This window comes from Streptomyces sp. SGAir0957, assembly GCF_043523415.1.
The window spans coordinates 6,901,757-6,926,063 of the sequence record NZ_CP027293.1; the positions used below are offsets into that span (position 1 = coordinate 6,901,757).

The 24,307-nt window shown below is 72.5% G+C and carries 25 protein-coding genes and 1 riboswitch; of the genes, 13 read left to right on the top strand and 12 right to left on the bottom strand.

Features of this window, described 5'->3' with window-relative positions:
- Positions 1-3: 3 nt before the first annotated feature.
- The 6 genes from C1N81_RS36145 to C1N81_RS36170 are packed head-to-tail and all read right to left on the bottom strand — an operon-like array spanning position 4 to position 4,368.
- Positions 4-387: an STAS domain-containing protein gene (locus C1N81_RS36145; protein WP_394435573.1), complete on the bottom strand. Its 384-nt coding sequence runs from the start codon at positions 385-387 to the stop codon at positions 4-6.
- Positions 384-1,625 (bottom strand): PP2C family protein-serine/threonine phosphatase, encoded by a 1,242-nt coding sequence (locus C1N81_RS36150; protein WP_394435575.1) that lies wholly within the window; start codon positions 1,623-1,625, stop codon positions 384-386. The genes C1N81_RS36145 and C1N81_RS36150 overlap by 4 nt, the downstream gene beginning before the upstream one ends.
- A complete protein-coding gene (locus C1N81_RS36155) occupies positions 1,622-2,635 on the bottom strand; it encodes a SpoIIE family protein phosphatase (protein WP_394435576.1) in 1,014 nt (337 codons plus the stop codon). Before C1N81_RS36155 ends, C1N81_RS36150 begins: the two co-directional genes overlap by 4 nt.
- Positions 2,632-3,087 (bottom strand): ATP-binding protein, encoded by a 456-nt coding sequence (locus C1N81_RS36160; protein ID WP_394438462.1) that lies wholly within the window; start codon positions 3,085-3,087, stop codon positions 2,632-2,634. Before C1N81_RS36160 ends, C1N81_RS36155 begins: the two co-directional genes overlap by 4 nt.
- Positions 3,077-3,487: an STAS domain-containing protein gene (locus C1N81_RS36165; protein ID WP_394435577.1), complete on the bottom strand. Its 411-nt coding sequence runs from the start codon at positions 3,485-3,487 to the stop codon at positions 3,077-3,079. Before C1N81_RS36165 ends, C1N81_RS36160 begins: the two co-directional genes overlap by 11 nt.
- Positions 3,484-4,368, bottom strand: coding sequence for an STAS domain-containing protein (locus C1N81_RS36170; protein ID WP_394435579.1), 885 nt, complete (start codon positions 4,366-4,368; stop codon positions 3,484-3,486). Before C1N81_RS36170 ends, C1N81_RS36165 begins: the two co-directional genes overlap by 4 nt.
- 441 nt (positions 4,369-4,809) lie before the next feature.
- Between C1N81_RS36170 and C1N81_RS36175 the strand changes: the two genes are divergently transcribed.
- From C1N81_RS36175 to C1N81_RS36185, 3 genes are all read left to right on the top strand, one after another.
- Positions 4,810-6,303 (top strand): amino acid permease, encoded by a 1,494-nt coding sequence (locus C1N81_RS36175; protein ID WP_394435581.1) that lies wholly within the window; start codon positions 4,810-4,812, stop codon positions 6,301-6,303.
- Between the two features lie 10 nt (positions 6,304-6,313).
- On the top strand, positions 6,314-6,766 hold the full coding sequence (locus C1N81_RS36180; RefSeq protein ID WP_361079730.1) for an Lrp/AsnC family transcriptional regulator: 453 nt from the start codon (positions 6,314-6,316) through the stop codon (positions 6,764-6,766).
- Positions 6,767-7,100: 334 nt separating this feature from the next.
- Positions 7,101-8,804 carry a flavin monoamine oxidase family protein gene (locus tag C1N81_RS36185; RefSeq protein ID WP_394435583.1) on the top strand — a complete coding sequence of 568 codons (1,704 nt, stop codon included), beginning with the start codon at positions 7,101-7,103 and terminating at the stop codon, positions 8,802-8,804.
- A 4-nt stretch (positions 8,805-8,808) separates the two neighbouring features.
- Here C1N81_RS36185 and C1N81_RS36190 read toward each other — a convergent pair whose 3' ends face one another.
- From C1N81_RS36190 to C1N81_RS36205, 4 genes are all read right to left on the bottom strand, one after another.
- A complete protein-coding gene (locus C1N81_RS36190; protein ID WP_394435584.1) occupies positions 8,809-9,738 on the bottom strand; it encodes an LLM class F420-dependent oxidoreductase in 930 nt (309 codons plus the stop codon).
- Between the two features lie 89 nt (positions 9,739-9,827).
- A complete protein-coding gene (locus C1N81_RS36195; protein ID WP_394435586.1) occupies positions 9,828-10,577 on the bottom strand; it encodes a DUF5995 family protein in 750 nt (249 codons plus the stop codon).
- 75 nt (positions 10,578-10,652) lie between these two features.
- The gene (locus C1N81_RS36200; RefSeq protein ID WP_394435587.1) at positions 10,653-12,065 is read right to left on the bottom strand and encodes a uracil-xanthine permease family protein; all 1,413 of its coding nucleotides are present in this window, start codon (positions 12,063-12,065) and stop codon (positions 10,653-10,655) included.
- A gap of 94 nt (positions 12,066-12,159) precedes the next feature.
- Positions 12,160-13,362 carry an MFS transporter gene (locus C1N81_RS36205; protein ID WP_394435589.1) on the bottom strand — a complete coding sequence of 401 codons (1,203 nt, stop codon included), beginning with the start codon at positions 13,360-13,362 and terminating at the stop codon, positions 12,160-12,162.
- A gap of 120 nt (positions 13,363-13,482) precedes the next feature.
- On the opposite strand from C1N81_RS36205, the gene C1N81_RS36210 reads away from it, so the two are divergent.
- A complete protein-coding gene (locus C1N81_RS36210; protein WP_394435590.1) occupies positions 13,483-14,652 on the top strand; it encodes an ROK family transcriptional regulator in 1,170 nt (389 codons plus the stop codon).
- A 41-nt stretch (positions 14,653-14,693) separates the two neighbouring features.
- Here the strand turns inward: C1N81_RS36210 and C1N81_RS36215 are convergent, their stop codons facing one another.
- A complete protein-coding gene (locus C1N81_RS36215; RefSeq protein WP_394435592.1) occupies positions 14,694-15,425 on the bottom strand; it encodes an SDR family oxidoreductase in 732 nt (243 codons plus the stop codon).
- Positions 15,426-15,530: 105 nt separating this feature from the next.
- Positions 15,531-16,460, bottom strand: a complete 930-nt coding sequence (locus C1N81_RS36220) for an RNA polymerase sigma-70 factor (RefSeq protein WP_394435593.1) — start codon at positions 16,458-16,460, stop codon at positions 15,531-15,533.
- Positions 16,461-16,571: 111 nt separating this feature from the next.
- Positions 16,572-16,702: riboswitch (FMN riboswitch) on the top strand.
- 174 nt (positions 16,703-16,876) lie between these two features.
- Here C1N81_RS36220 and C1N81_RS36225 point away from each other — a divergent pair.
- The 9 genes from C1N81_RS36225 to C1N81_RS36265 all read left to right on the top strand — a co-directional run bounded on the left by C1N81_RS36225 (position 16,877) and on the right by C1N81_RS36265 (position 24,292).
- Complete coding sequence (locus tag C1N81_RS36225) at positions 16,877-17,524, top strand: riboflavin synthase (RefSeq protein ID WP_394435594.1); 648 nt, start codon at positions 16,877-16,879, stop codon at positions 17,522-17,524.
- Positions 17,521-18,171: a nicotinamide mononucleotide transporter family protein gene (locus C1N81_RS36230; protein ID WP_394435595.1), complete on the top strand. Its 651-nt coding sequence runs from the start codon at positions 17,521-17,523 to the stop codon at positions 18,169-18,171. The genes C1N81_RS36225 and C1N81_RS36230 overlap by 4 nt, the downstream gene beginning before the upstream one ends.
- Complete coding sequence (locus C1N81_RS36235) at positions 18,168-19,457, top strand: bifunctional 3,4-dihydroxy-2-butanone-4-phosphate synthase/GTP cyclohydrolase II (protein WP_394435596.1); 1,290 nt, start codon at positions 18,168-18,170, stop codon at positions 19,455-19,457. The genes C1N81_RS36230 and C1N81_RS36235 overlap by 4 nt, the downstream gene beginning before the upstream one ends.
- Positions 19,458-19,500: 43 nt before the next feature.
- Positions 19,501-19,986 (top strand): 6,7-dimethyl-8-ribityllumazine synthase, encoded by a 486-nt coding sequence (gene ribH / locus C1N81_RS36240; RefSeq protein WP_394435597.1) that lies wholly within the window; start codon positions 19,501-19,503, stop codon positions 19,984-19,986.
- A gap of 34 nt (positions 19,987-20,020) precedes the next feature.
- Positions 20,021-20,293: a phosphoribosyl-ATP diphosphatase gene (locus C1N81_RS36245; RefSeq protein WP_361079704.1), complete on the top strand. Its 273-nt coding sequence runs from the start codon at positions 20,021-20,023 to the stop codon at positions 20,291-20,293.
- A 58-nt stretch (positions 20,294-20,351) separates the two neighbouring features.
- Entirely contained in the window at positions 20,352-21,200 is an 849-nt protein-coding gene (gene hisG, locus C1N81_RS36250) for an ATP phosphoribosyltransferase (RefSeq protein WP_394435598.1), read from the top strand.
- Between the two features lie 11 nt (positions 21,201-21,211).
- Positions 21,212-21,652 (top strand): PH domain-containing protein, encoded by a 441-nt coding sequence (locus C1N81_RS36255; RefSeq protein WP_394435600.1) that lies wholly within the window; start codon positions 21,212-21,214, stop codon positions 21,650-21,652.
- Between the two features lie 226 nt (positions 21,653-21,878).
- Positions 21,879-23,216 (top strand): hemolysin family protein, encoded by a 1,338-nt coding sequence (locus C1N81_RS36260; protein WP_394435601.1) that lies wholly within the window; start codon positions 21,879-21,881, stop codon positions 23,214-23,216.
- Positions 23,213-24,292, top strand: a complete 1,080-nt coding sequence (locus tag C1N81_RS36265; protein WP_394435603.1) for a hemolysin family protein — start codon at positions 23,213-23,215, stop codon at positions 24,290-24,292. The genes C1N81_RS36260 and C1N81_RS36265 overlap by 4 nt, the downstream gene beginning before the upstream one ends.
- Positions 24,293-24,307 lie beyond the last annotated feature (15 nt).

The window sequence follows — 24,307 nt, forward strand, 5'->3', positions numbered from 1 at the left end:
CGGCTACCCCGCCGCCGGATCTTCATGGTCCGCGCCCTCCGCGGGCGGCAGGACGGTGTCGAGCCCCGTGATGCGGAAGATCCGCCCGACCACCGGCGAGACCCGGCTGACCGCGAGGGCGGCGCCGCGCTCCTGGAGCTGCCCGCGGGCGCGAAGGAGCACGTTGATGCCGCCGGAGTCGAAGAACTGCACGGCCGACAGGTCGAGGGTGACCGTGGTGCCGGGCGCCGGGGCGAGCGCCGTCACCTCGGCGAGCAGGTCCGGCGCCGTCTCGTAGTCGAGGTCGCCGCTGAGCGTGATGACCGGCCCGTCGGGACCGTCCGTCACGGTACGGGCCCGCGCCGGACGCGGCCCGTCGGGTATGGACTCGGGTGCCGCGTGCGTCATCGGCTCCTCCGTACGGTCAGGGCGAGTGTGTCGTCGGGGTGCAGGATCACGGTGTGCATGTCCTCGGCGAGGGCGCCGGGGATGTCCTCGGTGGGCCGGTGGCGGTGGCGGACGGCGGCCTCGACGAGTCTGCGCTCGCCCTCGTAGGGGTCGCGGCGGCTCTCGGTGAGCCCGTCCGTGTAGAGCACGAGGAGGTCGCCCGGGGCGAGCTGTTCGTGCCAGAGGCGGTCGCTGCCGGCCATCGGGTAGCCGACGCCGCGGCCGCGCACCTCCAGGAAGCGGGCGCTGCCGTCGTCGGAGACGAGGAGCGGTGGCGGGTGGCTGCCGTTGGCGAGGTCGATGTGGCCGGTGGCCGGGTCGATGCGGGCGAGCAGGACCGTCGCCATCAGCTCGCGGTCGTAGGGCAGCAGGATCTCGTCGGTCCGCGCGACGATCGTCTCGAGGGGGTGGCCCTCCAGGGCGAGCGTGCGCACGGCGTGCGTCACGTTCAGGGCGCTGCTGGTACTGGTGAGACCGTGGCCGAGCGCGTCGACGACCGTGATGTGCACGGTGCCGTCGGGCAGCTGGAACCAGTCGTACAGGTCGCCGCCGGTCGGCGCGTCGCTCTCGGCGGGCGCGTAGTGGATGGCCAGTTCGAGCCCGTCGACCTTCATCGGGCCGGGGCGCAGGGCGTCCTCCAGCTCGCGCAGCATCTGGCCGTGGGCGCGGCGCAGCTGCTCGTCGCGCTCCTCCAGCTGGACGTAGAGGGCGAGGACGCCGCTGTTCGTCTCGTCCAGCTCGTGGGTGAGGCGGCGCCGGTCGGCCTCCAGGGCCTCGGCGCGGTCGACCGCGGCCCGCAGCTCCTCCTCCAGGAGGGCGGTGGGGGAGGGCTCGGCGGACTCCAGGGCCGGGGGGCGGCGCTGGCCCGGCAGCGGCACCTGCCACACCGTGGTGTCGGCCTCGCGCGCGGCGGGCAGCGGCAGCGTCTCCACGGCCGCCGCGGCCCAGGGCGCGCCGGCGGCGTGCAGCCGCACCGTCAGGGACTGCCGGTGCGCGGAGCACTCGTACGCCGACTCCAGGGTGACGGTCCTGCCCGCGCGCAGCTCGGGGTCGGCGACGCGGGCCACCGAGAGGGTGAGCCGGGTGCGCAGCTCGGCCGAGAGCCGGAACGTCACCGCCAGCGCCCGCACGGCGGCCCGCAGATCGGCCGCCGAGCGGTGGGTCGAGCGCTGAGCAGGCACGGCTGCCCGGTCGGTCATGTGTTCCTCCTTGCCGCCCCGGAGACCAGGGCGGTCGCGTCGTCCCGCGCCGAGCGGTGGCCGTGCCCGAGGGCGGCGGCCAGCAGCCGGGGCGGCAGCCCCAGCAGGAACGGGGGCGCGGAGTCCGCCCAGCGCGGCGCGATGCCGTCGCTGTGCAGGACAGCCGCGCTGTCCTCGGCCATCGGCAGCGTACGAGCCCGCGGCTTTGGCATGTTCCAGCCCACGACACCAGGCTGCCCGGTGTCGCGGGCGGCGATGCCGGCGTGGCCGACGAGCAGCAGACGTACGTTGCCGACCCCGCAGTGCTCGACCGTACCGGGCCGCAGGCGCAGCACGGAGACGGCGGCGCCGCGGCTGCCCCGCAGCGCGCGGTCCATGGTCGTGAGCAGCTCGGGCAGCGGGCGGTCCGGGTGGGCCCGGAACACGCGCACGGCCTCGGCGCTGGCCCCGGCCGCCTCGGCGCCGTGCCCGAGGCCGTCCACGACCACCACGGTGCGGCCGCCGGGCTCCTCCACCACGGCCGCGCTGTCCCCGCACAGCTTCTCGCCGCGCAGCGGCAGGCAGACCAGACCGAGGTCGGCCGCCGCCGGAGGGGTGCCGGGCGCGTGGAAGCGGGCGCAGATCAGCGTGCCGACGCCCGGCAGGGTGCGCAGGGTCAGCTCGTCGGCGAGGCGCTGGGCCGCGCCCATGCCGGAGCCGAGGGTGCCGGTGGTGCTGTAGCCGTCGACCATGGCGCGGTCGGGGCGCGCCATGCCGGGCCCGCGGTCGGCGGCGATGACGTCGATGCCGCCCTTCTCGCCGTGCCGCTGGACGTAGACCGCGCCCTCGACGGCGTGCCGCAGCAGGTTCTCGGCCAGCTCGGTGGTGAGCACGACGGCCCGCTCGACGGCCGTCTCGGCGAGACCGGCGGCCCGCGCGGCGTCCCGGCTCAGGGTCGCCGCGTGGTGCACGGCACTGGGGTGGTCGACGACGACGTGTGCGGTCACGGCGACGTCGACGTGGGCCGTCACCGCGCCGTCCAGCGGACCACGGTGACCGTCGTGCCCGCGCCGGGGCGGCTCTCCACCTGGAACTCGTCCATCAGCCGCCGGGCCCCGCCGAGACCGTGACCGAGGCCGTTGCCGGAGGTCCAGCCGTCGGTCAGGGCGGCGCCGAGGTCCGGGATGCCGGGCCCCTCGTCCTGGATGACGAGACGGATGCCGACGGCGCCGCCCCGCTTGAGCAGCTCGACGGCGAGGGTGCCGCCGCCGCCGTGGATGAAGGCGTTGCGGGCCAGTTCGCTCGCGGCGGTCACCACCCTGGTCTGGTCGACGAGGCCGAAGCCGCACTCGATCGTGGCCGCGCGCACGGCGTGCCGCACCGTGAGGAGGTCGTCCTCCGAGCGGACCTCGTAGTCGCGGCGGAGGGTCACCTCGGCCGCGGGGCCGTGCCGCACCGGGTGCGGGGCGAGCTCATCGGACATGGTCACGGCCCGGGCCCTCCAAGGTGCGCTGCCAGCCGAGGGCGCTGAGCCCCTGTTCGGCGTTGAGCGCCGTCTCGACGCCGGTCAGCCGGATGCCCAGCTCGACCAGGGTGATCGCGACGGCGGGCCGCATGCCCGCGACGATGACCCGCGCGCCCAGGAGCCGGGCCATGTGCGTCAGCTCCATCAGGGTGCGCGCCACGAACGAGTCGATCAGTTCGAGCCGCGAGATGTCGATGAGCACACCGCGGGCGCGGTCGGCGACGATCCGCTCGGTCAGCTCCTCGGTGAAGGCGATCGCGGAGCGGTCGTCCAGCTCGTTGAGGAGCCCGGTCACCAGGACGTCCGCGAGCCGCAGGATGGGAACGCCGGTCGGGTGCGGCGTCGGCTGTGGCGTCACGTGCGGGCCGGCCCGGTCAGGGCGGGGCCGACCGCCGGCTGCTCGGTCAGGCGCATCGCGTCGGCGAGCGCGTCGGCCAGCGTCGCGCGGGTCAGGATGGTGGACAGGTCGATCCCCAACTGGGCGATGGTCTGGGCGATGGGCGGCCGGATGCCGCTGATGACGCAGTCCGCGCCCATCAGCCGGACCGCGTTGACGGTCTGCATGAGGTGCTGGGCGACCGCCGTGTCGACGGTCGCCACGCCGGTGATGTCGATGATGGCGATCTTCGCCTCGTCGTCCTGGATCGCCTGGAGCAGCGACTCCATGACGATCTGGGTGCGCGCCGTGTCGAGCGTGCCGATCAGGGGGACGGCGAGCACGTGCCGCCACAGCTGCACGACGGGCGTGGACAGCTCCGTCAGCTGCCGGCTCTGCCGCTGGATGATCTCCTCGCGCCCCTCGACGAAGGTCTCGAACGAGAGGGCGCCCGCGGCGTCGAGCATGCGGTTGACCAGTACGGCCGCGGAGAACAGCTCGCTCGTGTCGCGGGTGGTGTGCCGCACCGCCGCGAGGAGCGCCTCCTTGAGGGAGAGGACGGCGAGCGCGGTGTCGGTGGGGGTGGCACCGGCGCGGACCCGGCGCAGGGAGAGCTGGGTGACCGTCGTCCGCAGGTCGTGGTGGTCGGACACGAGCCGCTCGACGGGGAGGTCACCGGCGAGGGCCTCGGTGAGGGCGTCGATGAGCAGGTGCGCCTCTTCGCGCAACTCGCTCACCGGCAGGTCCGCGCCGAGGTCCGCCTGCTCCAGCTGGAGCGTCGTCCAGCGGTCGGCGATCTGCCCCTCCTGATCGCGCAGCGCCTCGAGCAGCACCTCGCGGATGTCGGTGTCGCTGGTACTCACGAGCCCCTCTTCACGCCCTTCTCCTCGCCGTGCCTTCTGCGTCTTTCCCGTGCGGCTTGTGCACCCTGCACATGATGCACATACCGCGTTCCCGCCCGTGCGGCCCGGCCCGCGGCCGGACGTACGGGACGGCCCCACCGCGTACCCGCGAACCACGGGTTCACGCCCCATGATCCCCTGTGAGCCCGGCCACACCGCGTACGCGACAGACGAAACGGACGTCGCAACGAACACCCGCGCAGCGGGGATCCGCGCAACGATCATCCGGCCGCACGCAAGGTTGCTGCATTACAGCCGGGAAGGCACGTCCTCTAGAGTCATCCGCTGTACGCGGCACGGCGGGAACGCGCTGCTCGGCGAATCCCCCGTTCGCGGTGTGACCGATCAGACGCCTTCTCGCGCCGCCCGAACTCCTGCCGGCAGCGATGAAGGAGCCAGTCCGTGCTCGACCACGGCGCACCCCCGCGCAACCCCCACGACGAGTCCGCGAGCGCGGGCCTCGGCGCCCGACTGATGCGCCGCAAGCCGGTGGAGCGGCTGGTCGAGGAGGGTGGCCAGGGCGAGGGCGGCCAGCTGCGGCGCTCGCTCGGACTGTGGCAGCTGACCATGATCAGCATCGGCGCCACGCTCGGCACCGGCATCTTCGTCGTCCTCGGCGAAGCCGTCCCGAAGGCCGGTCCCGCCGTCACGCTCTCCTTCGTGATCGCGGGCCTCACCGCCCTCTTCTCGGCCCTCTCCTACGCGGAACTGGCCGGCTCCATCCCGGTCGCCGGATCCTCCTACTCGTACGCATACGCAACGATGGGCGAGCTGATCGCCTGGGTGTGCGGCTGGTGCCTGGTCCTGGAGTACGGGGTCTCCGTCGCCGCCGTCGCCGTCGGCTGGGGCGAATACCTGAACGAGCTGCTCGACGGCACGATCGGCGTCACCATCCCGGACGTCCTCTCGGCGCCGCCCGGCGACGGCGGCATCTTCAATCTGCCTGCCCTGATCGTGGTACTGCTCGCCATGGTGTTCCTGCTCGGCGGCGCCCGGGAGTCCGCCCGCGCAAACACGATCATGGTCGCGGTGAAGATCGTGTCGCTGCTGCTCTTCTGCGCCATCGGCCTCAAGGGCTTCCAGTCCGGCAACTACGAGCACTTCATGCCGCTCGGCATGGCCGGTGTCAGCGCCGCGGGCGCCACGCTCTTCTTCTCCTACATCGGCTTCGACGCCGCCTCCACCGCCGGCGAGGAGGCCAAGAACCCGCAGCGCGACCTGCCGCGCGCGATCATGCTCTCCCTCGTCATCGTCACCGCGCTGTACGTCCTCGTCGCCGCGGTCGCCGTCGGGGCCCGGCCCTGGAAGGAGTTCAGCGACTCCGAGGCCGCGCTCGCCGGGATCATGAAGGACGTCACGGGCCAGTCGTTCTGGGCGACGCTGCTCGCCGCGGGCGCGGTCATCGCCATCGCCTCCGTCGTCCTGACCGTGCTCTACGGGCAGACCCGCGTCCTGTTCGCCATGAGCCGCGACGGGCTCGTGCCGAAGGTGTTCTCCAAGGTCCACGCCAAGAGCGGGGCGCCGCGCGTCAACACCGTCCTCGTCTCCCTGTTCTGCGGTGTGCTCGCCGCCGCCGTCCCGCTCGGCCAGCTCGCCGACGCCACCAGCATCGGCACGCTCTTCGCCTTCGCCCTCGTCAACGTCGCCGTGATCGTGCTGCGCCGGACCCGCCCCGACATGGAGCGGACGTTCCGGGTGCCGCTGTCGCCGCTGGTTCCCGTGATCGGCTTCGCGCTCTGCGTCTGGATGATGGGCAGCTTGTCCGCCATCACCTGGATCGTCTTCGGTGTCTGGATGGCCGTCGGCCTCGTGTTCTACTTCTGCTACGGGATGCGCCGCTCCCGTCTCGCCGCCCCCGCAGAGCCCCCCGCCGCCCCCTCAGAGCCTCAGAAGTGAACCTCCTGCCTTGCTGAACGATCTCGACGAACGCATCGTGCACGCCCTCGCCGAGGACGCCCGCCGCTCCTACGCCGACATCGGCCAGATCGTCGGCCTGTCCGCGCCCGCCGTGAAGCGGCGCGTGGACCGGCTGCGGGCCACCGGGGCGATCACCGGTTTCACCGTGCGCGTCGACCCGGCCGCGCTCGGCTGGGAGACCGAGGGGTTCATCGAGATCTACTGCCGCAGCAACACCTCGCCGGACGCGATCCGGCGGGGTCTTGAGCGCTACCCCGAGGTCGCCGCCGCCTCCACCGTCACCGGGGAGGCGGACGCCCTCGTCCAGGTCTTCGCCTCCGACATGCGCCACTTCGAGCGCGTCCTGGAGCGGATCGCGGGGGAGCCCTTCGTCGAGCGGACCAAGTCGGTGCTCGTGCTGTCCCCGCTGATGCGCCGCTTCACGTCCGGCTCGCCGGTCTGAGCCCCGGATCGAACCCCGCACCGAGCCCCGGTTTGAACGCCGTCCGAACCCCGCTCTGAACGCCGTCCGCTCCGCGGCCTGAACCCCGGTTCGGCTCCGCGCAACGAATCACCGTCGCGCCCGTATCACGCGCAACGGATCGCCTCCGCAGACGCAACAGACGCGTCTTGTCGCGCCGAGCGGGCGAAACGTACCGTCATAGCGGCCCCCGGGCAGCCCCCCGGAGCCCCTCCCTCACGGCCGTACGTTCCCGAGCACAGCCATGCCGTCGTCGCCGCGAACCCCGTAGCCGCGTACCCCGCGTACCCGCGTATTCGCAAGGAGCCCGTACCCCATGACGTCCACGGTGCCGACCGCCGTCCAGCACACCGAAGCGCAGCCGCCGATCACCATGTTCGGCCCTGACTTCCCGTACGCCTACGACGACTTCCTCGCGCACCCGGCGGGGCTCGGGCAGATACCGGCGACCGAGCACGGCACCGAGGTCGCCGTCATCGGCGGCGGGCTCTCCGGCGTCGTCGCCGCGTACGAGCTGATGAAGATGGGCCTCAAGCCCGTCGTCTACGAGGCGGACAAGATCGGCGGGCGGCTGCGCACGGTCGGCTTCGACGGGACCCCGCCGGACGCGGCCGGGCTGAGCGCCGAGATGGGCGCCATGCGCTTCCCGCCCTCCTCCACCGCGCTCCAGCACTACATCGACCTGGTGGGTCTGGAGACGCGGCCGTTCCCGAACCCGCTCTCCCCGGCGACCCCCTCGACCGTCGTCGACCTCAAGGGCGAGAGCCACTACGCGGAGACGATCGACGACCTGCCGCAGGTCTACCGTGACGTCGCCGCCGCGTGGGCCGCCTGCCTGGAGGAGGGCGCCGACTTCACCGACATGAACCAGGCGATGCGCGAGCGGGACGTGCCGCGCATCCGGGAGATCTGGTCCCAGCTCGTCGAGAAGCTCGACAACCAGACCTTCTACGGGTTCCTGTGCGACTCCGAGGCGTTCAAGTCCTTCCGCCACCGCGAGATCTTCGGCCAGGTCGGCTTCGGCACCGGCGGCTGGGACACCGACTTCCCCAACTCCATCCTGGAGATCTTGCGCGTCGTCTACACCGAGGCCGACGACCACCACCGCGGCATCGTCGGCGGCTCGCAGCAGTTGCCGCTGCGGCTGTGGGAGCGCGAGCCGCAGAAGATCGTGCACTGGGCGCCCGGGACCTCGCTCGCCTCGCTGCACGCGGCGGGCGAGCCCCGGCCCGCGGTGACGCGGCTCGCCCGTACCGCCGGGAACCACATCACGGTCACGGACGCCGACGGCGACATCCGCACCTACCGCGCGGCGATCTTCACCGCGCAGTCGTGGATGCTGCTCTCCAAGGTGGCCTGCGACGACGCGCTCTTCCCGATCGACCACTGGACGGCGATCGAGCGCACCCACTACATGGAGTCCAGCAAGCTGTTCGTGCCGGTCGACCGGCCGTTCTGGCTGGACAGGAACCCGGCCACCGGGCGCGACACCATGTCGATGACGCTCACCGACCGGATGACGCGCGGCACCTACCTCCTGGACGACGGACCCGACAAGCCCGCCGTCATCTGCCTCTCCTACACGTGGTGCGACGACAGCCTGAAGTGGCTGCCGCTCTCGGCGAACGAGCGCATGGAGGTCATGCTCAAGTCGCTCGGCGAGATCTATCCGGACGTCGACATCCGCAAGCACATCATCGGCAACCCGGTCACCGTCTCCTGGGAGAACGAGCCCTACTTCATGGGCGCGTTCAAGGCCAACCTGCCCGGCCACTACCGCTACCAGCGCCGCCTGTTCACCCACTTCATGCAGGAGCGCCTTCCCGAGGACCGGCGCGGCATCTTCCTCGCCGGGGACGACATCTCCTGGACGGCCGGCTGGGCCGAGGGCGCCGTGCAGACCGCGCTCAACGCCGTGTGGGGCGTGATGCACCATCTGGGCGGCGCCACCGACGCGACCAACCCCGGGCCCGGCGACGTGTACGACGCGATCGCGCCGGTCGAACTCCCGGAGGACTGACCCCCTAGATACCGGCAGCTCTGGCCTTCTCGTAGACCTCGGCCGCGACGTCCTTCAGCTCCTGGGCGTCGCGGCAGTCGCCCTGGAGGTCGACGAGGATCTCCTCCAGGCCCACCTCGTCGTGCGCGGCCAGGTCCTCGACGATCTGGTCGGCGCTGCCCTGGAACGGGCGGCGGTCGTCGGCCGTGTACGGCTCGCGCGTCCAGAGCGTGTTCGCCCGCAGCACGCTCTGCAGCGGCGCCGTGCGGCCCCGCTCCTCGGCGAGCGCGCGCAACTCCGCCCACTGCTGCTTCAGCGCCTCCGCACCGGTCGCCGCGGGCATCCAGCCGTCCGCGTGGTCGACCAGGCGGCGCGCGGCCCTGGCGCTGTTCGCGGGCAGCAGGACGGGCAGCGGCCCCGCCGGTTTCGGGCCGACCACGGACGGCGCGACCGCCGTCAGCTCGCCCTCGTACGCCACCGGGTCCGGGCCCCAGACCGCCCGGCACACCGCGATCAGCTCGTCCAGGACCTTGCCGCGCCGTTCGAAGGGCGCCACGCCCGCCGCCGCGTACTCGTCGTGGGACCAGCCGGTGCCGAGCCCCGCGACGACCCGGCCGCCGCTCGCCGCGTCCAACGAGGCGAGGGCGCGGGCCAGTTGGAACGGCACGTGCAGCGGGGCCACGAGGACGCTGGTGCCGAGCCGCGCGCGCGAGGTGGCCGCCGCGGCGAGCGTGAGCGAGACGAGCGGGTCGGCGACCGAGCGGTACCGGTCGGGCCAGGGGAGGCCCGGGACGCCGTAGAGGCCCTGCCGGGCGGGCTCGGGGAAGAGGATCCGCTCGAAGACCCAGAGGCTTTCGTACCCGGTCGCCTCGGCGGCGCGCGCCACGTCCGGGATGTCGCGGCCGATGTCGTACTGCCGCATCTGCGGGAGGCCGAGGCCGAGTCGGGTCGCCATACCGTGCTCCTTCGTCGCGTGCGCATCGGATGTCGCAGAGGTCAACGCGCGAGCGGCGCCCGGGAGTTCCGTGTAGACCGAAGGTTTCTTCAGTCGGGGAGCGGGGTGAGCAACATGCGCCCCACCAGGCCCACCGAGGTGTCCAGGGAGCGGGTGAACTCGGCGCTCACGCCCGGCAGTCCGCGCAGCGCCCACAGGGCGCGGGCCGCGCCCCACGCGGCGTCGCGCGCCCGCTCCAGGCTCCACGAGCCGAGCAGATGGGTGAGCGGATCGGCGACCTGGAGGAGATCGGGGCCCGGCATCAGCTCCTCGCGGATGCGCTCCTCAAGGGTGACGAGGAGGTCTCCGACGCGGTCGAACTCGTCCTCCAGGGCGGGCGGTTCGCAGCCGAGCGCGTGGCAGGTGTCCACGACGGCGAGCGCCAGGTCGTGGCCGATGTGCGCATTGATGCCGGCCAGGGCGAACTGCAGCGGCCTGACCCCGGGGTGGCGGCGGAACTGCAGCAGCGGACGCCAGCACGCCGGGCCGAGCCGCAGCCCGGGGGAGGCCGTGTCCACGGCGGTGAGGTAGCGCTCCGCGAAGCGGACGTCGAGGGTGACGGCGGCGGCGCGGTCCGGGAAACCGCCTGCCGCGCCGCTGTCGATGGCCCGGTCCACCGCCTCGGTGACGGCGAGGTAGACCCGGTTGAAGACCGCCACACCGTCCCGGGGCGGAAGCCCCGCGGCGAGCGCGCGCATCCGCGCGATCACCGCGTCGACCCCCTGGCCGCCCCCGTGACCGGCCCCGCGATCGACCCCCGGTGCCGCTGCGAGCGGCTCGTACTGCTGCGACTGCGCCATGAGCGAAGAGTCGCAGTCGTCGGCCGCCTGGATGCGGCCCCGCTCGGCGCTTCCCCAGAACGAGCGAACCGCGCGCTACTGCTTGGCGTCCTCGCCGTACGTCTTCTCGCCGTACGTCTTCTCGTCGTACGTGGACGTGCCGGAGTCGAGCAGCGGCTCCTGCGACTTCAGGTGTGCGGGCGCCATCGCGCGCAGCGCGTGGTACCCGGTGATGACGACGATCGTGCCGAGCGCGATACCGCTGAGGGAGAAGTTGTCGGAGAACTTCAGGGAGACGTTGCCGACGCCGATGATGATGCCCGCGGCGGCGGGCACCAGGTTCAGCGGGTTGCGCAGGTCGACCTTGGCGTTGATCCAGATCTGCGCGCCGAGCAGGCCGATCATGCCGTAGAGGATGACGGTGATGCCGCCGAGGACGCCGCCCGGGATCGCCGCGACGATCGCGCCGAACTTCGGGCACAGGCCGAACAGGAGGGCGAACCCGGCCGCCGCCCAGTAGGCGGCCGTCGAGTAGACGCGGGTCGCGGCCATGACGCCGATGTTCTCGGAGTACGTGGTGTTGGGCGGGCCGCCGACGGCGGTGGACAGCATCGAGCCGACGCCGTCCGCGGAGATCGCGGTGCCCAGCTTGTCGTCCAGGTTGGCGCCGGTCATCTCGCCGACGGCCTTGACGTGCCCGGCGTTCTCCGCGATCAGGGCGATGACGACGGGCAGCGCGACAAGGATCGCGGACCACTGGAAGGACGGACCGTGGAAGGTGGGCAGGCCGATCCAGTCCGCCTTGCCGACCGCGGAGAAGTCCAGGCGCCAGTGGTCGACGGCCTCGGCGCCGCCGTTCACCGAGTGGATCTTGCCGAAGATCCGGTCGAAGAGCCACGAGATCACGTAGCCGAAGATCAGCCCGAGGAAGATCGCGATACGCGACCAGAAACCGCGCAGGCACACCACGGCCAGACCGGTGAACAGCATCACCAGGAGCGCCGTCCACTGATCGGCCGGCCAGTACGTGGAGGCCGTGACCGGCGCCAGGTTGAAGCCGATCAGCATGACGACCGCGCCGGTGACGACCGGCGGCATCGCGGCGTGGATGATCCGCGCCCCGAACCGCTGCACCGCGAGGCCCACGAGGAACAGCACGGCGCCGACGACGAGGACCGCGCCCGTCACCGTGGCGCTGGTGCCGCCCTGTGCCCGGATCACGGCCGCGACACCCACGAACGAGAGCGAGCAGCCCAGGTAGCTGGGGACGCGGCCGCGCGTCGCGAGCAGGAAGATCACCGTCGCGACGCCGGACATCATGATGGCGAGGTTCGGGTCGAGCCCCATGAGGACGGGGGCCACGAAACTCGCGCCGAACATGGCGACCACATGCTGCGCGCCGAGCCCGATCGTGCGCGGCCACGACAGCCGTTCGTCGGGGCGGACCACGGCGCCTGGGGCCGGGGTGCGCCCGTCACCGTGCAGTTTCCAGCGCACGCCGAGGTCCATGTGAGTTCTGCTTTCTGTGGCTCGAAACGATCGCCTCATGGTAAGGGCACGTACGTACGAGCCTCGCGCCGAGCCGGACCCGGCGGCGGGGAACTCAGGGGGTGCGCGCCACCGGCGTGTCCTTCGGGGCCGTCGTCGTGCGGTCCGCCCCGCGCAGCACACCGGCGCACACCACCAGCCCGCACGTCAACGCCGTCACCAGGCCGAACGAGACCACGAGGCTCGTCAGGTCGGCGACCGTGCCGATGGCCGACGGGGCGATGAGACCCGAGGTGTACGTGATCGTGGCGACGCCCGCGATGGCCTGGCTCGGGTTCGGCCCGCTGCGCCCGGCCGCCGCGAAGGCGAGCGGGACGACGACCGCGATACCGAGGCCGAGCAGACCGAACCCGGCCATCGCGACGGGCGGGTTCGGGGCGATCACCACGAGCAGCGCGCCGGCCGTCGCCATGACGCCGCTCACCCGCACGGTGCGCACCGCCCCGAACCGGTCCACGACGGCGTCCCCGGCGATCCGGGCCACCGCCATGGTGAGCGTGAACGCCGTGGTGCAGGCGGCGGCGAGCCCCGCCGAGGTGTCGAGGACGTCCCGCAGATAGACCGCCGACCAGTCCAGGCTCGCGCCCTCGGCGAAGACGGCGCAGAATCCGACCGCGCCGATGAGCAGCGCGGACTTCGGCGGCAGCGCGAACCGCGGCGGCGCCTCCTCGTCCTCCGCCGGGCGCAGGTCGAGCACCCACTGGCAGGCGAGGAACCCGGCCACGGTCAGCACCGCGGCGGCGAGCAGGTGGTGCAGTCGGGCGTCGGCGCCGATGTGCGCGGCGAGCGTGCCGCCCGCCGAGCCGATGAGCGCGCCCACGCTCCACATGCCGTGCAGGCCCGACATGATCGACTTGTCGAGGCGGGTCTCGATCTCCACGCCGAGCGCGTTCATCGCCACGTCCGACATGCCGGCCGACGCGCCGTAGACGAAGAGCACCGCGCAGAGCGTGAGCAGGTTCGGGGCGAGCGAGGGCAGGACCAGGGACAGCGTCCACAGGGCGAGCAGGCCGCGCAGCGCCGTCCGCGCGCCGAACCGGTGGGTCACGCTCCCGGCCAGCGGCATCGCCACGGACGCGCCGATCGCGGGGAAGGCGAGCGCGAGGCCGAGCTGGCCCGCGCTGACGCCCGCGTGGTCCTGGATCCACGGCACGCGGGTCGCGAAGGACCCGGTCACCGCGCCGTGCACGCAGAACACGGTCGCGACGGCGTAGCGCGCCCGTTTCACGCTCCGCGGCGCGTACGTCACTTCACTCATCCGGCGGGCCCCTCCCGGTCGATCCCCGTACGCGTCCCGTCCGCGCGCCCGAGGTGGCCGCCGTAAACTATCAGGAACCCTGCCTGATAGTTACCCCCTATTTCAGCGTAGGATCCGGCCATGCCCGCGACACCGAGGACCGCCCGCGCCATCAACGACCGGCTCGCGCTGCGCTTCCTCCAGGACGAAGGCCCGCTCACCGCCGGGCAGTTGAAGGACCGCACCGGGCTCTCCCGGCCCTCGGTCGCGGACCTCGTGGAGCGGCTCACCGCGTCCGGGCTCGTCACGGTCGTGGGGGAGGCGGGCGCGCAACGGCGCGGTCCGAACGCCCGGCTGTACGGGATCGTCGCCGACCGCGCGCACCTAGCGGCCCTCGACGTGCGCACCGAGAGCGTCCGGCTCGTCGTCGCCGACCTCCTCGGCACGGTGCTCGCGCGGGCGTCCCTGCCGGTCGAGGCGGGGGAGCGGACCGGCGCCGCCGTCGAGCGCGCCGTCGCCCTCCTCGAACACACGGCCAAGGAGGCGGGCGTCGACCGGCTGCACACCGTCGGGGTGGGCGCCCCCGGCCTGATCGACCCGGCGACCGGCGAACTCCGCGACTCCTCGGGTCTCCCGGAGTGGCACCGGCGCCTCGTCACCGTGCTCCAGGAGCGGCTCCCCGCCCGGGTCCTGGTCGAGAACGAGACGAACCTCGCCGCCCTCGCCGAACAGCTCGACGGCGCCGCCCGCGAGCAGGACACCTTCGTGCTGCTCTGGCTCGGGCTCGGCATCGGCGCGGCGGTCGTCCTCGACGGCAAGCTGCGCCGCGGCGCTTCCGGCGGCGCCGGGGAGGTCGGCTTCCTGCCGGTGCCCGGCGCGGGCGGCCTGCCCTCCGCCACCGGGTGCGACGGCGGCTACCACTCCCTGGCAGGCTCGGCCGCGATCCTCGAACTGGCCGCCGCCCACGGCCTCGTGGCCCCGGGCGAGCCGGTGGAGCGCGCGGCCGAGGTGGTCCGCGACGCGGTCGCCTCCGGCGCGGACGCCTTCCTCGACGCGCTCGCCGACCGTGTCGTCCTCGGCGCCGCCGCCGTCGTCGCGGTCCTCGACCCCGGCTGCCTCGTCCTGGCCGGGGAGGTGGGCCGGGCGGGCGGCGAGACCCTCGCCCACCGCGTCGCCACCCGCCTCACCGCACTGTCCCCGCTGGCGACGGAGGTACGGCCGGGAGCGCTCGGCGGCGGCGCGGTGCTGCGCGGAGCGCTCCTCACGGCGCGACAGTCGGCGCAGGACGACGTCTTCGGACCGACCGGCTGACCCGGGAGGGCGTGTGCGGCCCACGGGCCCGCCCCGGGCGCTCACCGGCGCAGATACTCCTCGAACGTCCCCTTCCCCACCGCCCGCTCCGGTGCCAGATGGCCGCCCGAGCGGAACGCCCGGTACGTCTTCCCCGCCAGCGGCACACTGACCACCGCCCGGCGCTTTCCCTCCGCCCGCAGGTAGGCGCGGGCCAGGTCCCCGAGCGTGCGGACCTCGGGGCCGCCCATGTCGGGGACCCGGCCCGCCGGGGGCTCAAGGGCCAGCCCGGCCAGCCGGTCGGCGACCTCCGCCACCTCGATCGGCTGGTCGTCGAGGCCGGCGGGGAGCACCATCACCGGTGACTTCGCGAAGGTGCGCAGGATGGCGTGGACGAACTCGTGGAACTGGGTCGTCCGCAGCACCGTCCAGCCGAGCCCGGACTCCTCGACCAGCCGCTCCACCGCGTGCTTCGCCTTGTAGTAGCCGAACGGCACCCGGTCCACGCCGACGATGGAGATGTAGACGAGGTGCGGGACCTTCGCCCGGCGCGCGGCCCCGATCAGGTTCCGCGCCGCCTGCTCGTCCCCGCCGCGCGGCGACGACGCGCAGTGCACGATCACATCGGCCCCTTGGACGGCCCGGTCCAGCGCGGGCCCGCCCTCCCGCAGGTCCACCGCGTACGGCTCGGACCTCCTGCTCAGCACCCGTACGTCGGTCCCGTCCTCGCGCAGCCGCTCGGTGACGAGCCGGCCCAGCGTTCCGGTACCCCCGGTCACGAGAATCGTGGTCACGGCCGCATCAGCTCCTTCGTACCCGGAGCGCTCCCTGGTGGAGCGCCCGTCACCGGCTGAGAACCGGCGGGCCCCCGCGCATGTGACAACCCGGGACGATCTTTTTCAGAACTCCTGACGGGCCGCGGCCAGCTGCCGGTCGGCGAACTCCAGCTTGTCCGGGTTGAGGACCGTGTGCGCGGCCATGACGAGCCCGCCCCGCACCTCGAACGTGACGACCGCGAGCAGCCTGCCCCCGAGCAGGGCGACGATCCCCGGCTCCCCGTTGATCTCGGCGACCGTGAGCCGCGCGCCCACCAGGTACCGCTCCGCGATGCCCGCCAGGAACCGCAGCACCTTCACGCGGCCCCCGACCGGTTTGCGCGCCGCGCTGACCTTGCCGCCGCCGTCGCTCCACCACACCACGTCGGCGGTGAGCACCTTCTCCAGGGCGGCCAGGTCACCCTCGCGGGCCGCCCCGACGAACGCCTCCGCCAGCTCCCGCCGCACCCGCTCCGACGGTTCGAACCGCGCCCCCGGCTCTCCGATCCTGGCGGTCGCCCGCCGGTACAGCTGGCGGCAGTTCGCCTCGCCCAGGTCGAGGACCCCGGCGATCTCCCGGTACCCGTACGCGAACGCCTCGCGCAGCACGTACACCGCCCGCTCGGTCGGCGTCAGCCGCTCGAGGAGCACCAGAAGCGCGGCGGAGACCGAGTCGCGCTGCTCGGCCGATTCGAGGGGGCCGAGCGTGCCGCCGGCGGTGAGGACGGGCTCCGGCAGCCAGGGCCCCGCGTACTGCTCGCGCCGCACCCGCGCCGACGTGAGCCGGTTCAGGCAGAGGTTCGTGACGACCTTGGCGAGCCAGCCGCCGAGATGCCCGATCGAGCCCGGCTCGGTACCGGCGAACCGCAGGTAGGCGTCCTGCACCACATCCTGCGCCTCCTCGGCGGAGCCGAGCATCCGGTAGGCGAGGCCGAACATCCGCGGCCGGTGCCGCTCGAACTCCGCGGTGGCGTCGGGTCCGTCGGCGGGGCCGGTGGTGGAGCTGCTCGTCACGGTCCCACCCTGGCAGAGGGGCGCGCCGCCGCCCGGACCCTGTGAGCCAGTCCACAGGATTCGCTTGCATGCACATGGATCGGACGTGGCACACTGGCCCTGTACCAGAAGCAGCGCACTCCGGGGTCGGTGAAAGTCCGAACCGGCGGTTACAGTCCGCGACCCGGTCACGTCCAGTGGCCGGTTGACCAGGTGAAATTCCTGGACCGACGGTTAAAGTCCGGATGGGAGGCAGTGCGCGGCGGGCGGACACCCCAGGGTGTGCGTCGCCGTCTGTTCCGGGTGCCGTCCCACATCAGCCGGGCGGTCCCGTCGTTCGGCGTCGTTCCCGGTGACCGGTGTCGCAGTCCGTACGTTCTGTCGTCGTCGTACGACAGCGCCCCGGAGTCCATGCCCTATGAGGGAGGACCCGGGAAGTGTTCACCGGAATCGTCGAAGAGCTGGGCGAGATCACCGCCGTCGAGATGCTCGGCAGCCCGGTCGACGCATGTCGCTTCCGCGTCCGCGGCCCCGTCGTCACCGAAGGCGCCAAACACGGCGACTCCATCGCGGTCAACGGGGTCTGCCTCACCGTCGTCGAGCACGACGGCGACTCCTTCACCGCCGACGTCATGGCCGAGACCCTCAAGCGCTCCAGCCTCGGCGCGCTCGCGGCCGGCTCCCGCGTCAACCTCGAACGCCCGATGGTCGCCGACGGCCGCTTCGGCGGGCACATCGTGCAGGGCCACGTCGACGGAACCGGCACGATCATCGAACGCCTGCCCTCCACGCACTGGGAGATCGTCAAGATCTCGCTCCCGGAGGAGCTGGCCCGGTACGTCGTCGAGAAGGGCTCCATCACCGTCGACGGTGTGAGCCTGACCGTCGTCGAGGCGGGCGCCGATTACTTCACCCTCAGCCTCATCCCCACCACCCTCGCCCTGACCACGCTCGGCTTCAAGCAGCCCGGCGACCCCGTCAACCTCGAGGTCGACGTCCTCGCGAAATACGTCGAGCGGATGCTCGGTTACCAGGGCAGTACGCGGCAGGACGGCCGGGACAGCGCTCAGGGGGGCACCAAGTGAACTGGCTCAACACGGAAGCGTTCACCATCTTCGACCAGCACATCCTCTGGTCGGACATGATCGGCAACACCATCGGTCTGATCGCCCTCGCGCTCGGCTGGCGCCGCTCCATATGGACCTGGCCCGCCCAGCTGATCTCCGGCGCGATCCTCCTCACCGCCTTCGCCACCGCGCACCTCTCGGGCAGCGCGGGCAAGCAGCTCGTCGTCATCCTGGTCGCGCTCTTCGGCTGGTGGCAGTGGAACCGGGGTACGGGCCAGGCGCAGGACGGCTCCATCGCCGTCCGGTTCGCCACCTGGCGTGAGCGGGGCGCCCTCGTCGGTGCCGCCGCGCTCGGCACGCTCGCCGTCGGCGGCCTGTTCACCGCGTTCCCCGCGCTGTCGTGGGACCCGTGGCCGGACGCGTACATCTTCGTCGGGACCGTCGTCGCCATGTACGCCCAGGCGCGCGGCATGGTCGAGTTCTGGTTCGCCTGGCTCCTCGTCGACCTCGTCGGCGTCCCGCTGAACTTCGCCAACGGCTTCGCCTTCTCCGGCTTCGTCTACGTCATCTACGGCGCGCTCGTCCTGTGGGGCATGCGCGACTGGTGGTTGCGGTCCCGCGCCGCCGCGGCCAAGGCCCCCGCGCTCGAAGGAGCCCACGCATGAGCACCGCAGCCCACCTGTACGAGATCACCGCCGACACCGACCTCTCCCTCGACCCGGTCGAACAGGCGATCCGCGACATCGCCGCGGGCCGCCCCGTCGTGGTCGTCGACGACGAGGACCGGGAGAACGAGGGCGACCTCGTCGTCGCCGCCGAGAAGATCACGCCCGAGATCGTCGCGTTCATGATGAGCGAGTGCCGCGGCCTGATCTGCGCCCCCATGGAGGGCGCCGAACTCGACCGGCTCGACCTGCCGCAGATGGTCGGCGACAACACCGAGTCGATGAAGACCGCCTTCACCGTCTCCGTCGACGCCTCCGGCGCGCACGGCGTCACCACCGGCATCTCCGCCGCCGACCGCGCGGTGACGCTCCGGCTCCTGGCGGGCGGCACGGCCGAGCCGGGCGACTTCGTCCGGCCGGGACACATCTTCCCGCTGCGCGCCCGCACCGGCGGCGTCCTGGCCAGGAACGGGCACACCGAGGCCGCCGTCGACCTCGCCCGCCTCGCGGGGCTCCGCCCGGCCGGCGCCATCGTGGAGATCGCGGGCGAGGACGGCGTCATGCTGCGCCTGCCCGAGCTGATCCCGTTCGCCCGCAAGCACGGCCTGACGATCATCTCCATCGAGGACCTGATCGCCTACCGCCGCTCCGCCGAGCCCACCGTCAAGCGCGAGGCGACCGTCCATCTGCCCACCGCCTTCGGCGAGTTCACGGCGTACGGCTACCGCTCCACGGTCGACGGCGTCGAACACGTCGCCCTCGTCCACGGCGACCTGGGCGACGGCCATGACGTCCTGGTCCGTATCCACTCCGAGTGCCTCACCGGCGACGTCTTCCACTCCCTGCGCTGCGACTGCGGCCCCCAGCTGGAGGAATCGATGCGCCGCATCGTCGAGAACGGCCGCGGCGTCGTCGTCTACCTGCGCGGCCACGAGGGGCGCGGCATCGGCCTCCTCTCCAAGCTGCGCGCCTACGAGCTCCAGGAGCAGGGCCGCGACACCCTCGACGCCAACCTGGAGCTGGGCCTGCCCGCCGACGCCCGCGACTACGCGGCGGGCGCCCAGATCCTCGACGACCTCGGCGTGCGCACCCTGCGCCTGATGACCAACAACCCCGACAAGACCGACGCCCTCACCCGGCACGGCCTCGTCGTCACCGCCCGCGAGCCCATGCCGATCACCGCGGGCGAGCACAACCTCCGCTACCTGCGCACCAAGCGGGACCGGATGGGCCACGACCTGCCCTGGCTGGACGCGCCCAAGACATCCGCCTGCACCAACCAGTAACTCCATCTGTTCCCTGAACTCATCTACGTACGAGGAGAAGCGCGTGAGCGGCAAGGGTGCCCCCGAACTGAGCGTGAAGAACTGCGGCGACCTGCGCGTGGCCGTCATCGCCGCCCAGTGGCACGAGAAGGTCATGGACGGCCTCGTCGACGGCGCCCTGCGCGCCCTGACCGAGCTGGGCATCAGCGAGCCCACCGTCCTGCGCGTCCCCGGCAGCTTCGAGCTGCCGGTCGTCGCCAAGGTCCTCGCGGGCCGCGGCTACGACGCGATCGTCGCGCTCGGCGTCGTCATCCGCGGCGGCACCCCGCACTTCGACTACGTCTGCCAGGGCGTCACCCAGGGCCTGACCCAGGTCTCCGTCGACACCGGCGTCCCCATCGGCTTCGGCGTCCTCACCTGCGACACCGAGGAGCAGGCGCTCGACCGCGCGGGCATCGAGGGCTCCAGCGAGGACAAGGGGCACGAAGCGGTCACCGCGGCCGTGGCCACCGCCACCACGCTGCGTACCGTCTCCGAACCCTGGCGTTAGGGGCGGGGGAGAGCCGCGTAAAGTAGGGGCCACCATGTCCAATAAGACGTTCGAGGAGCTCTTCGCCGAGCTCCAGCAGAAGGCCGCCACCGGCGACCCCGCCACTTCCCGCACCGCAGAGCTGGTCGGCAAGGGTGTCCATGCCATCGGCAAGAAGGTCGTCGAGGAGGCCGCAGAGGTCTGGATGGCCGCCGAGCACGAGGGCAAGGAAGCCGCCGCCGAGGAGATCTCGCAGCTGCTCTACCACGTCCAGGTGATGATGGTCGCCCGCGGCATCTCCCTCGACGACGTGTACGCCCACCTCTGAGCCGTCCCGACGCGGCCCGACCCCATTCACCACCCCTTACGCGAAGGAATCCGTCCTCATGCTGCGCATCGCCGTCCCCAACAAGGGTTCACTGTCCGGGCCTGCGTCGGCGATGCTCCATGAGGCCGGATACCGCCAGCGCAAGGAGTCCAAGGAACTCGTCACGGTCGACCCGGGCAACGAGGTCGAGTTCTTCTACCTGCGCCCCAAGGACATCGCGATCTACGTGGCGTCCGGCAAGCTCGACATCGGGCTCACCGGCCAGGACCTCCTGATCGACTCGGGGGCCAACGCCGAGACGATCCTGCCGCTCGGCTTCGCCCGCTCCACCTTCCGCTTCGCCTCCCGGCCCGGCGCCGTCAAGGACCTCGCCGACCTGGCGGGCAAGACGATCGCCACCTCCTACGAGGGCATCGTCGGCAAGTACCTCGCCGAGCACGGCGTCGACGCCTCCGTCGTCCACCTCGACGGCGCCGTGGAGACCGCCATCGAGCTCGGCGTCGCCGACGCCATCGCCGACGTCGTCGAGACCGGCACCTCGCTGCGCAACGCGGGCCTGGAGGTCTTCGGCGACCCGATCATGAAGTCCGAGGCGTGCGTCATCCGCCGCAAGGGCGACAGCGCCGAGGACCCGAAGGTCCAGCAGTTCCTGCGCCGCCTCCAGGGTGTCCTCGTCGCCCGTACGTACGTGATGATGGACTACGACTGCCGCGCCGAGCACCTGGAGAAGGCCGTCGCCCTCACCCCGGGCCTGGAGTCGCCGACCGTCTCCCCGCTGCACAACGAGGGCTGGGTCGCCGTGCGCGCCATGGTCCCCGCCAAGGACGCGCAGCGCATCATGGACGACCTGTACGCCCTCGGCGCGCGGGCCATCCTCACCACGGCCATCCACGCCTGCCGCCTCTGAGGACGCACACCATGTCCGACCCCGTAGCCCTTCCGGTCACCTTCCGGCCCGGTCACACCCGCGTCATCCTGCACGCGCTCGGCGCCGCCTGCTTCGTCGTGATCAGCGTCGTCGCGCTGATCCTGGACACGATGAGCCCGGCGGAGAAGCTGAGCTTCGTCTTCACCGCGGCGCTGTTCTGGGGTGTGCTCGGGCTGCTCGCGCGGCCCAAGGTCGTCGCCGACGAGGACGGCGTCACCGTCGTCAACATCGCCCGTGGCCGCCGCCTCGCCTGGGCGGAGATCGTCCAGGTCAACCTGCGCCCCGGCGACCCCTGGGTCTTCCTCAACCTCACCGACGGCACCAGCCTGGCCGCCATGGGCATCCAGCCGGCCCTGGCCAAGCAGAGCGCGATCCGCGACGCGAAGGCGCTGCGCGCGCTCGCCGAGGCCCGGACGGGACTTCAGGGCTGAGTCAGGGCCCCGGCCCCTGACACCTTGCCCCCAACCTTGATTAACCTGTTGGGCGGGGCGTGCGCCATGTGCCGCTCCGCCCCTGCCGCGCCCGGACGGGTGGGCGGGGGCTCCTGCTAACCAAGGAGTGACTCCCTCCAGCGATGGACGGATCGTCCGGCAGTACCTGCGCCGCCCCCTCCCGACATAGCGCGCCCCTCGCGCGCAGGTCCCCGGAGGCGGCTGCATGACCATCCCGTTGCTGCTCCTCGCGGCAGCTTTCCTCCTGATCCTCGCCAACGGGTTCTTCGTGGCGGCCGAGTTCGGGCTCGTCACCGTCGAGCGCCAGGACGCCAAGGAGGCGGCGGACGCGGGCGACAAGCGCGCCCGCACCGTCGTCGAGGCGCTCAAGGAGCTGTCCTTCCAGCTCTCCGGCACCCAGCTCGGCATCACCATCACCTCCCTGGTCGTCGGCATGCTCGCCGAACCGGCCCTCGCCGAGCTGCTCCGCGGCCCCTGCGAGGCCGTCGGCCTGCCCGAGGGCGCCGCGAGCGGCGTCTCGGTCGTCGTCGGCATGCTGCTCGCCTCCGCCGCGCAGATGGTGATCGGCGAACTGGTCCCGAAGAACTGGGCGGTCTCCAGGCCGCTCCAGGTGGCCCGTTTCGTGGCCGGCCCCCAGCACGCCTTCGCCCGTCTCTTCCGGCCGGTGATCTCCCTGCTCAACACGGTCGCCAACCGCCTCGTCCGCGCCCTCGGCGTCGAACCGGCCGACGAGCTGGCCTCCGCCCGCACCCCGGGCGAGCTGGTCTCGCTCGCCCGGCACTCGGCGCAGGCGGGCGCCCTGGAGCAGGACACCGCCGACCTGTTCGTGCGGACGCTGTCGCTCGGCGAGCTGACCGCGCAGCACGTCATGACGCCCCGCGTGAAGGTCAGCGCGCTCCAGGCATCGGCGACCGCCGAGGACGTGATCAACCTGACCCGTGCCACGGGCCTGTCCCGCTTCCCCGTCTACCGGGAGCGGATCGACGAGGTCATCGGCATGGTCCACCTCAAGGACGCCCTGGCGATGACGGCGCACGAGCGCCTGCGCACGCCCGTCGTGCGCATCGCCCAGGCCCCGCTCCTCGTCCCGGAGACCCTGCCCGTGCAGCCGCTCCTCGCGCGTCTGCGCAGCGAGCAGCCCATCGCCGTCGTCGTCGACGAGTACGGCGGCACGGCCGGGGTCGTCACCCTGGAGGACATCGTGGAGGAACTCGTCGGCGAGGTCCGCGACGAGCACGACCGGCTCGACCTGCCCGAACTCGCGGCGGCCCCGCCCGAGGACGGCAGGCCCGCCTGGGACGCCGACGGCAGCTGCCGCGTCGACATCCTGCGCCGCATAGGCCTCGACGTCCCCGAAGGCCCCTACGAGACGGTGGCCGGACTCGTCGCCGATCTCCTGGGCCGCATCCCGGCCCCCGGCGACAAGGCCGAACTGCCGGGCTGGCGCCTGGCCGTACGCCAGGTCGACCACTACCGCGCCGAGCGCGTCCGCATCGTGAAGCTCGCGGACGCCCCGGCCGCCGTCCTGGAGGCGGCCCGATGAGCGCGCTGCAACTCTTCTTCGCGATCCTCCTCGTCCTCGCCAACGGCTTCTTCGTCGGCGCCGAGTTCGCCCTGGTCTCGGTCCGCCGCAGCCAGATCGAACCGCTGCCGGGCAAGCGGGCCCGGCAGGTCCTGTACGGGCTCGAACACCTGCCGCAGATGATGGCGGCGGCCCAGTTCGGCATCACCATCTGCTCGCTGACGCTCGGCGCGGTGGCGGAGCCGACGGTGGCGCACCTCCTGGAACCCGTCTTCGAGGCGGTCCACGTCCCGCACGGCATGATCCACCCGCTGGGCTATGCCATCGCCCTGGCGGCGGTCGTCTTCCTGCACCTGGTCATCGGCGAGATGGTGCCGAAGAACCTGGCGATGGCGGCGCCCGAGAAGACCGCGCTGTGGTTCAGCCCGGGTCTGGTCGCCTTCGCCCGGCTCTGCAAGCCGGTGACGATCGCGCTCGGCGCCTGCGCCCGCGTGATCCTCAAGCTGTTCAGGGTCGAGCCGAAGGACGAGGTCGAGGCGGTCTTCACCAGCGAGCAGCTGAACCGCCTGGTGGAGGACTCCGGCCAGGCGGGCCTGCTCGGCCCGGAGGAACAGGAACGCCTGGAGGACGCCCTGGAACTGGGCTCCCGCCCGGTGACCGACGTCCTCCTGCGCCGCGCGGACCTGGTCACCGTCGGCCCCTCGGTCACCCCGGCCGGGATCATCGCCCTCACCGCGCGCACCGGGTACTCCCGCTTCCCGGTCTGCGCGGAGGGCGGCGCGTTCATGGGCTACCTGCACATCAAGGACGTCCTCGACCTGATCGAGGGCCCCGGCACGGACCGCGCGGTCCCGCAGCAGGTCTGGCGCCCGATGACGACGCTGCGCGCGGAACTGCCCCTGGACGACGCCCTGACGGTGATGCGCCGGGCGGCGACGCACCTGGCGCAGGTCGCCGACGCGTCGGGCCGGGTCCTCGGCCTCGTCGCCCTGGAGGACGTCCTGGAACTGCTGGTCGGCGAGGTCCGCGACCCGGCGCACCGGGAGGAGCCGGAGGTCCCGGTGGCCCGGACGAAGCAGGAGGCGGCGCTGACGTAGCCCCGGCCCGGGCGG

Coding starts and splice junctions, on each gene's coding strand:
- C1N81_RS36145 (WP_394435573.1), bottom strand. CDS start 387: ATGACGCACGCGGCACCCGAGTCCATACCCGACGGGCCGCGTCCGGCG.
- C1N81_RS36150 (WP_394435575.1), bottom strand. CDS start 1,625: ATGACCGACCGGGCAGCCGTGCCTGCTCAGCGCTCGACCCACCGCTCG.
- C1N81_RS36160 (WP_394438462.1), bottom strand. CDS start 3,087: ATGTCCGATGAGCTCGCCCCGCACCCGGTGCGGCACGGCCCCGCGGCC.
- C1N81_RS36185 (WP_394435583.1), top strand. CDS start 7,101: ATGACGTCCACGGTGCCGACCGCCGTCCAGCACACCGAAGCGCAGCCG.
- C1N81_RS36190 (WP_394435584.1), bottom strand. CDS start 9,738: ATGGCGACCCGACTCGGCCTCGGCCTCCCGCAGATGCGGCAGTACGAC.
- C1N81_RS36195 (WP_394435586.1), bottom strand. CDS start 10,577: ATGGCGCAGTCGCAGCAGTACGAGCCGCTCGCAGCGGCACCGGGGGTC.
- C1N81_RS36200 (WP_394435587.1), bottom strand. CDS start 12,065: ATGGACCTCGGCGTGCGCTGGAAACTGCACGGTGACGGGCGCACCCCG.
- C1N81_RS36205 (WP_394435589.1), bottom strand. CDS start 13,362: ATGAGTGAAGTGACGTACGCGCCGCGGAGCGTGAAACGGGCGCGCTAC.
- C1N81_RS36210 (WP_394435590.1), top strand. CDS start 13,483: ATGCCCGCGACACCGAGGACCGCCCGCGCCATCAACGACCGGCTCGCG.
- C1N81_RS36235 (WP_394435596.1), top strand. CDS start 18,168: ATGAGCACCGCAGCCCACCTGTACGAGATCACCGCCGACACCGACCTC.
- C1N81_RS36245 (WP_361079704.1), top strand. CDS start 20,021: ATGTCCAATAAGACGTTCGAGGAGCTCTTCGCCGAGCTCCAGCAGAAG.
- hisG (WP_394435598.1), top strand. CDS start 20,352: ATGCTGCGCATCGCCGTCCCCAACAAGGGTTCACTGTCCGGGCCTGCG.
- C1N81_RS36255 (WP_394435600.1), top strand. CDS start 21,212: ATGTCCGACCCCGTAGCCCTTCCGGTCACCTTCCGGCCCGGTCACACC.
- C1N81_RS36260 (WP_394435601.1), top strand. CDS start 21,879: ATGACCATCCCGTTGCTGCTCCTCGCGGCAGCTTTCCTCCTGATCCTC.
- C1N81_RS36265 (WP_394435603.1), top strand. CDS start 23,213: ATGAGCGCGCTGCAACTCTTCTTCGCGATCCTCCTCGTCCTCGCCAAC.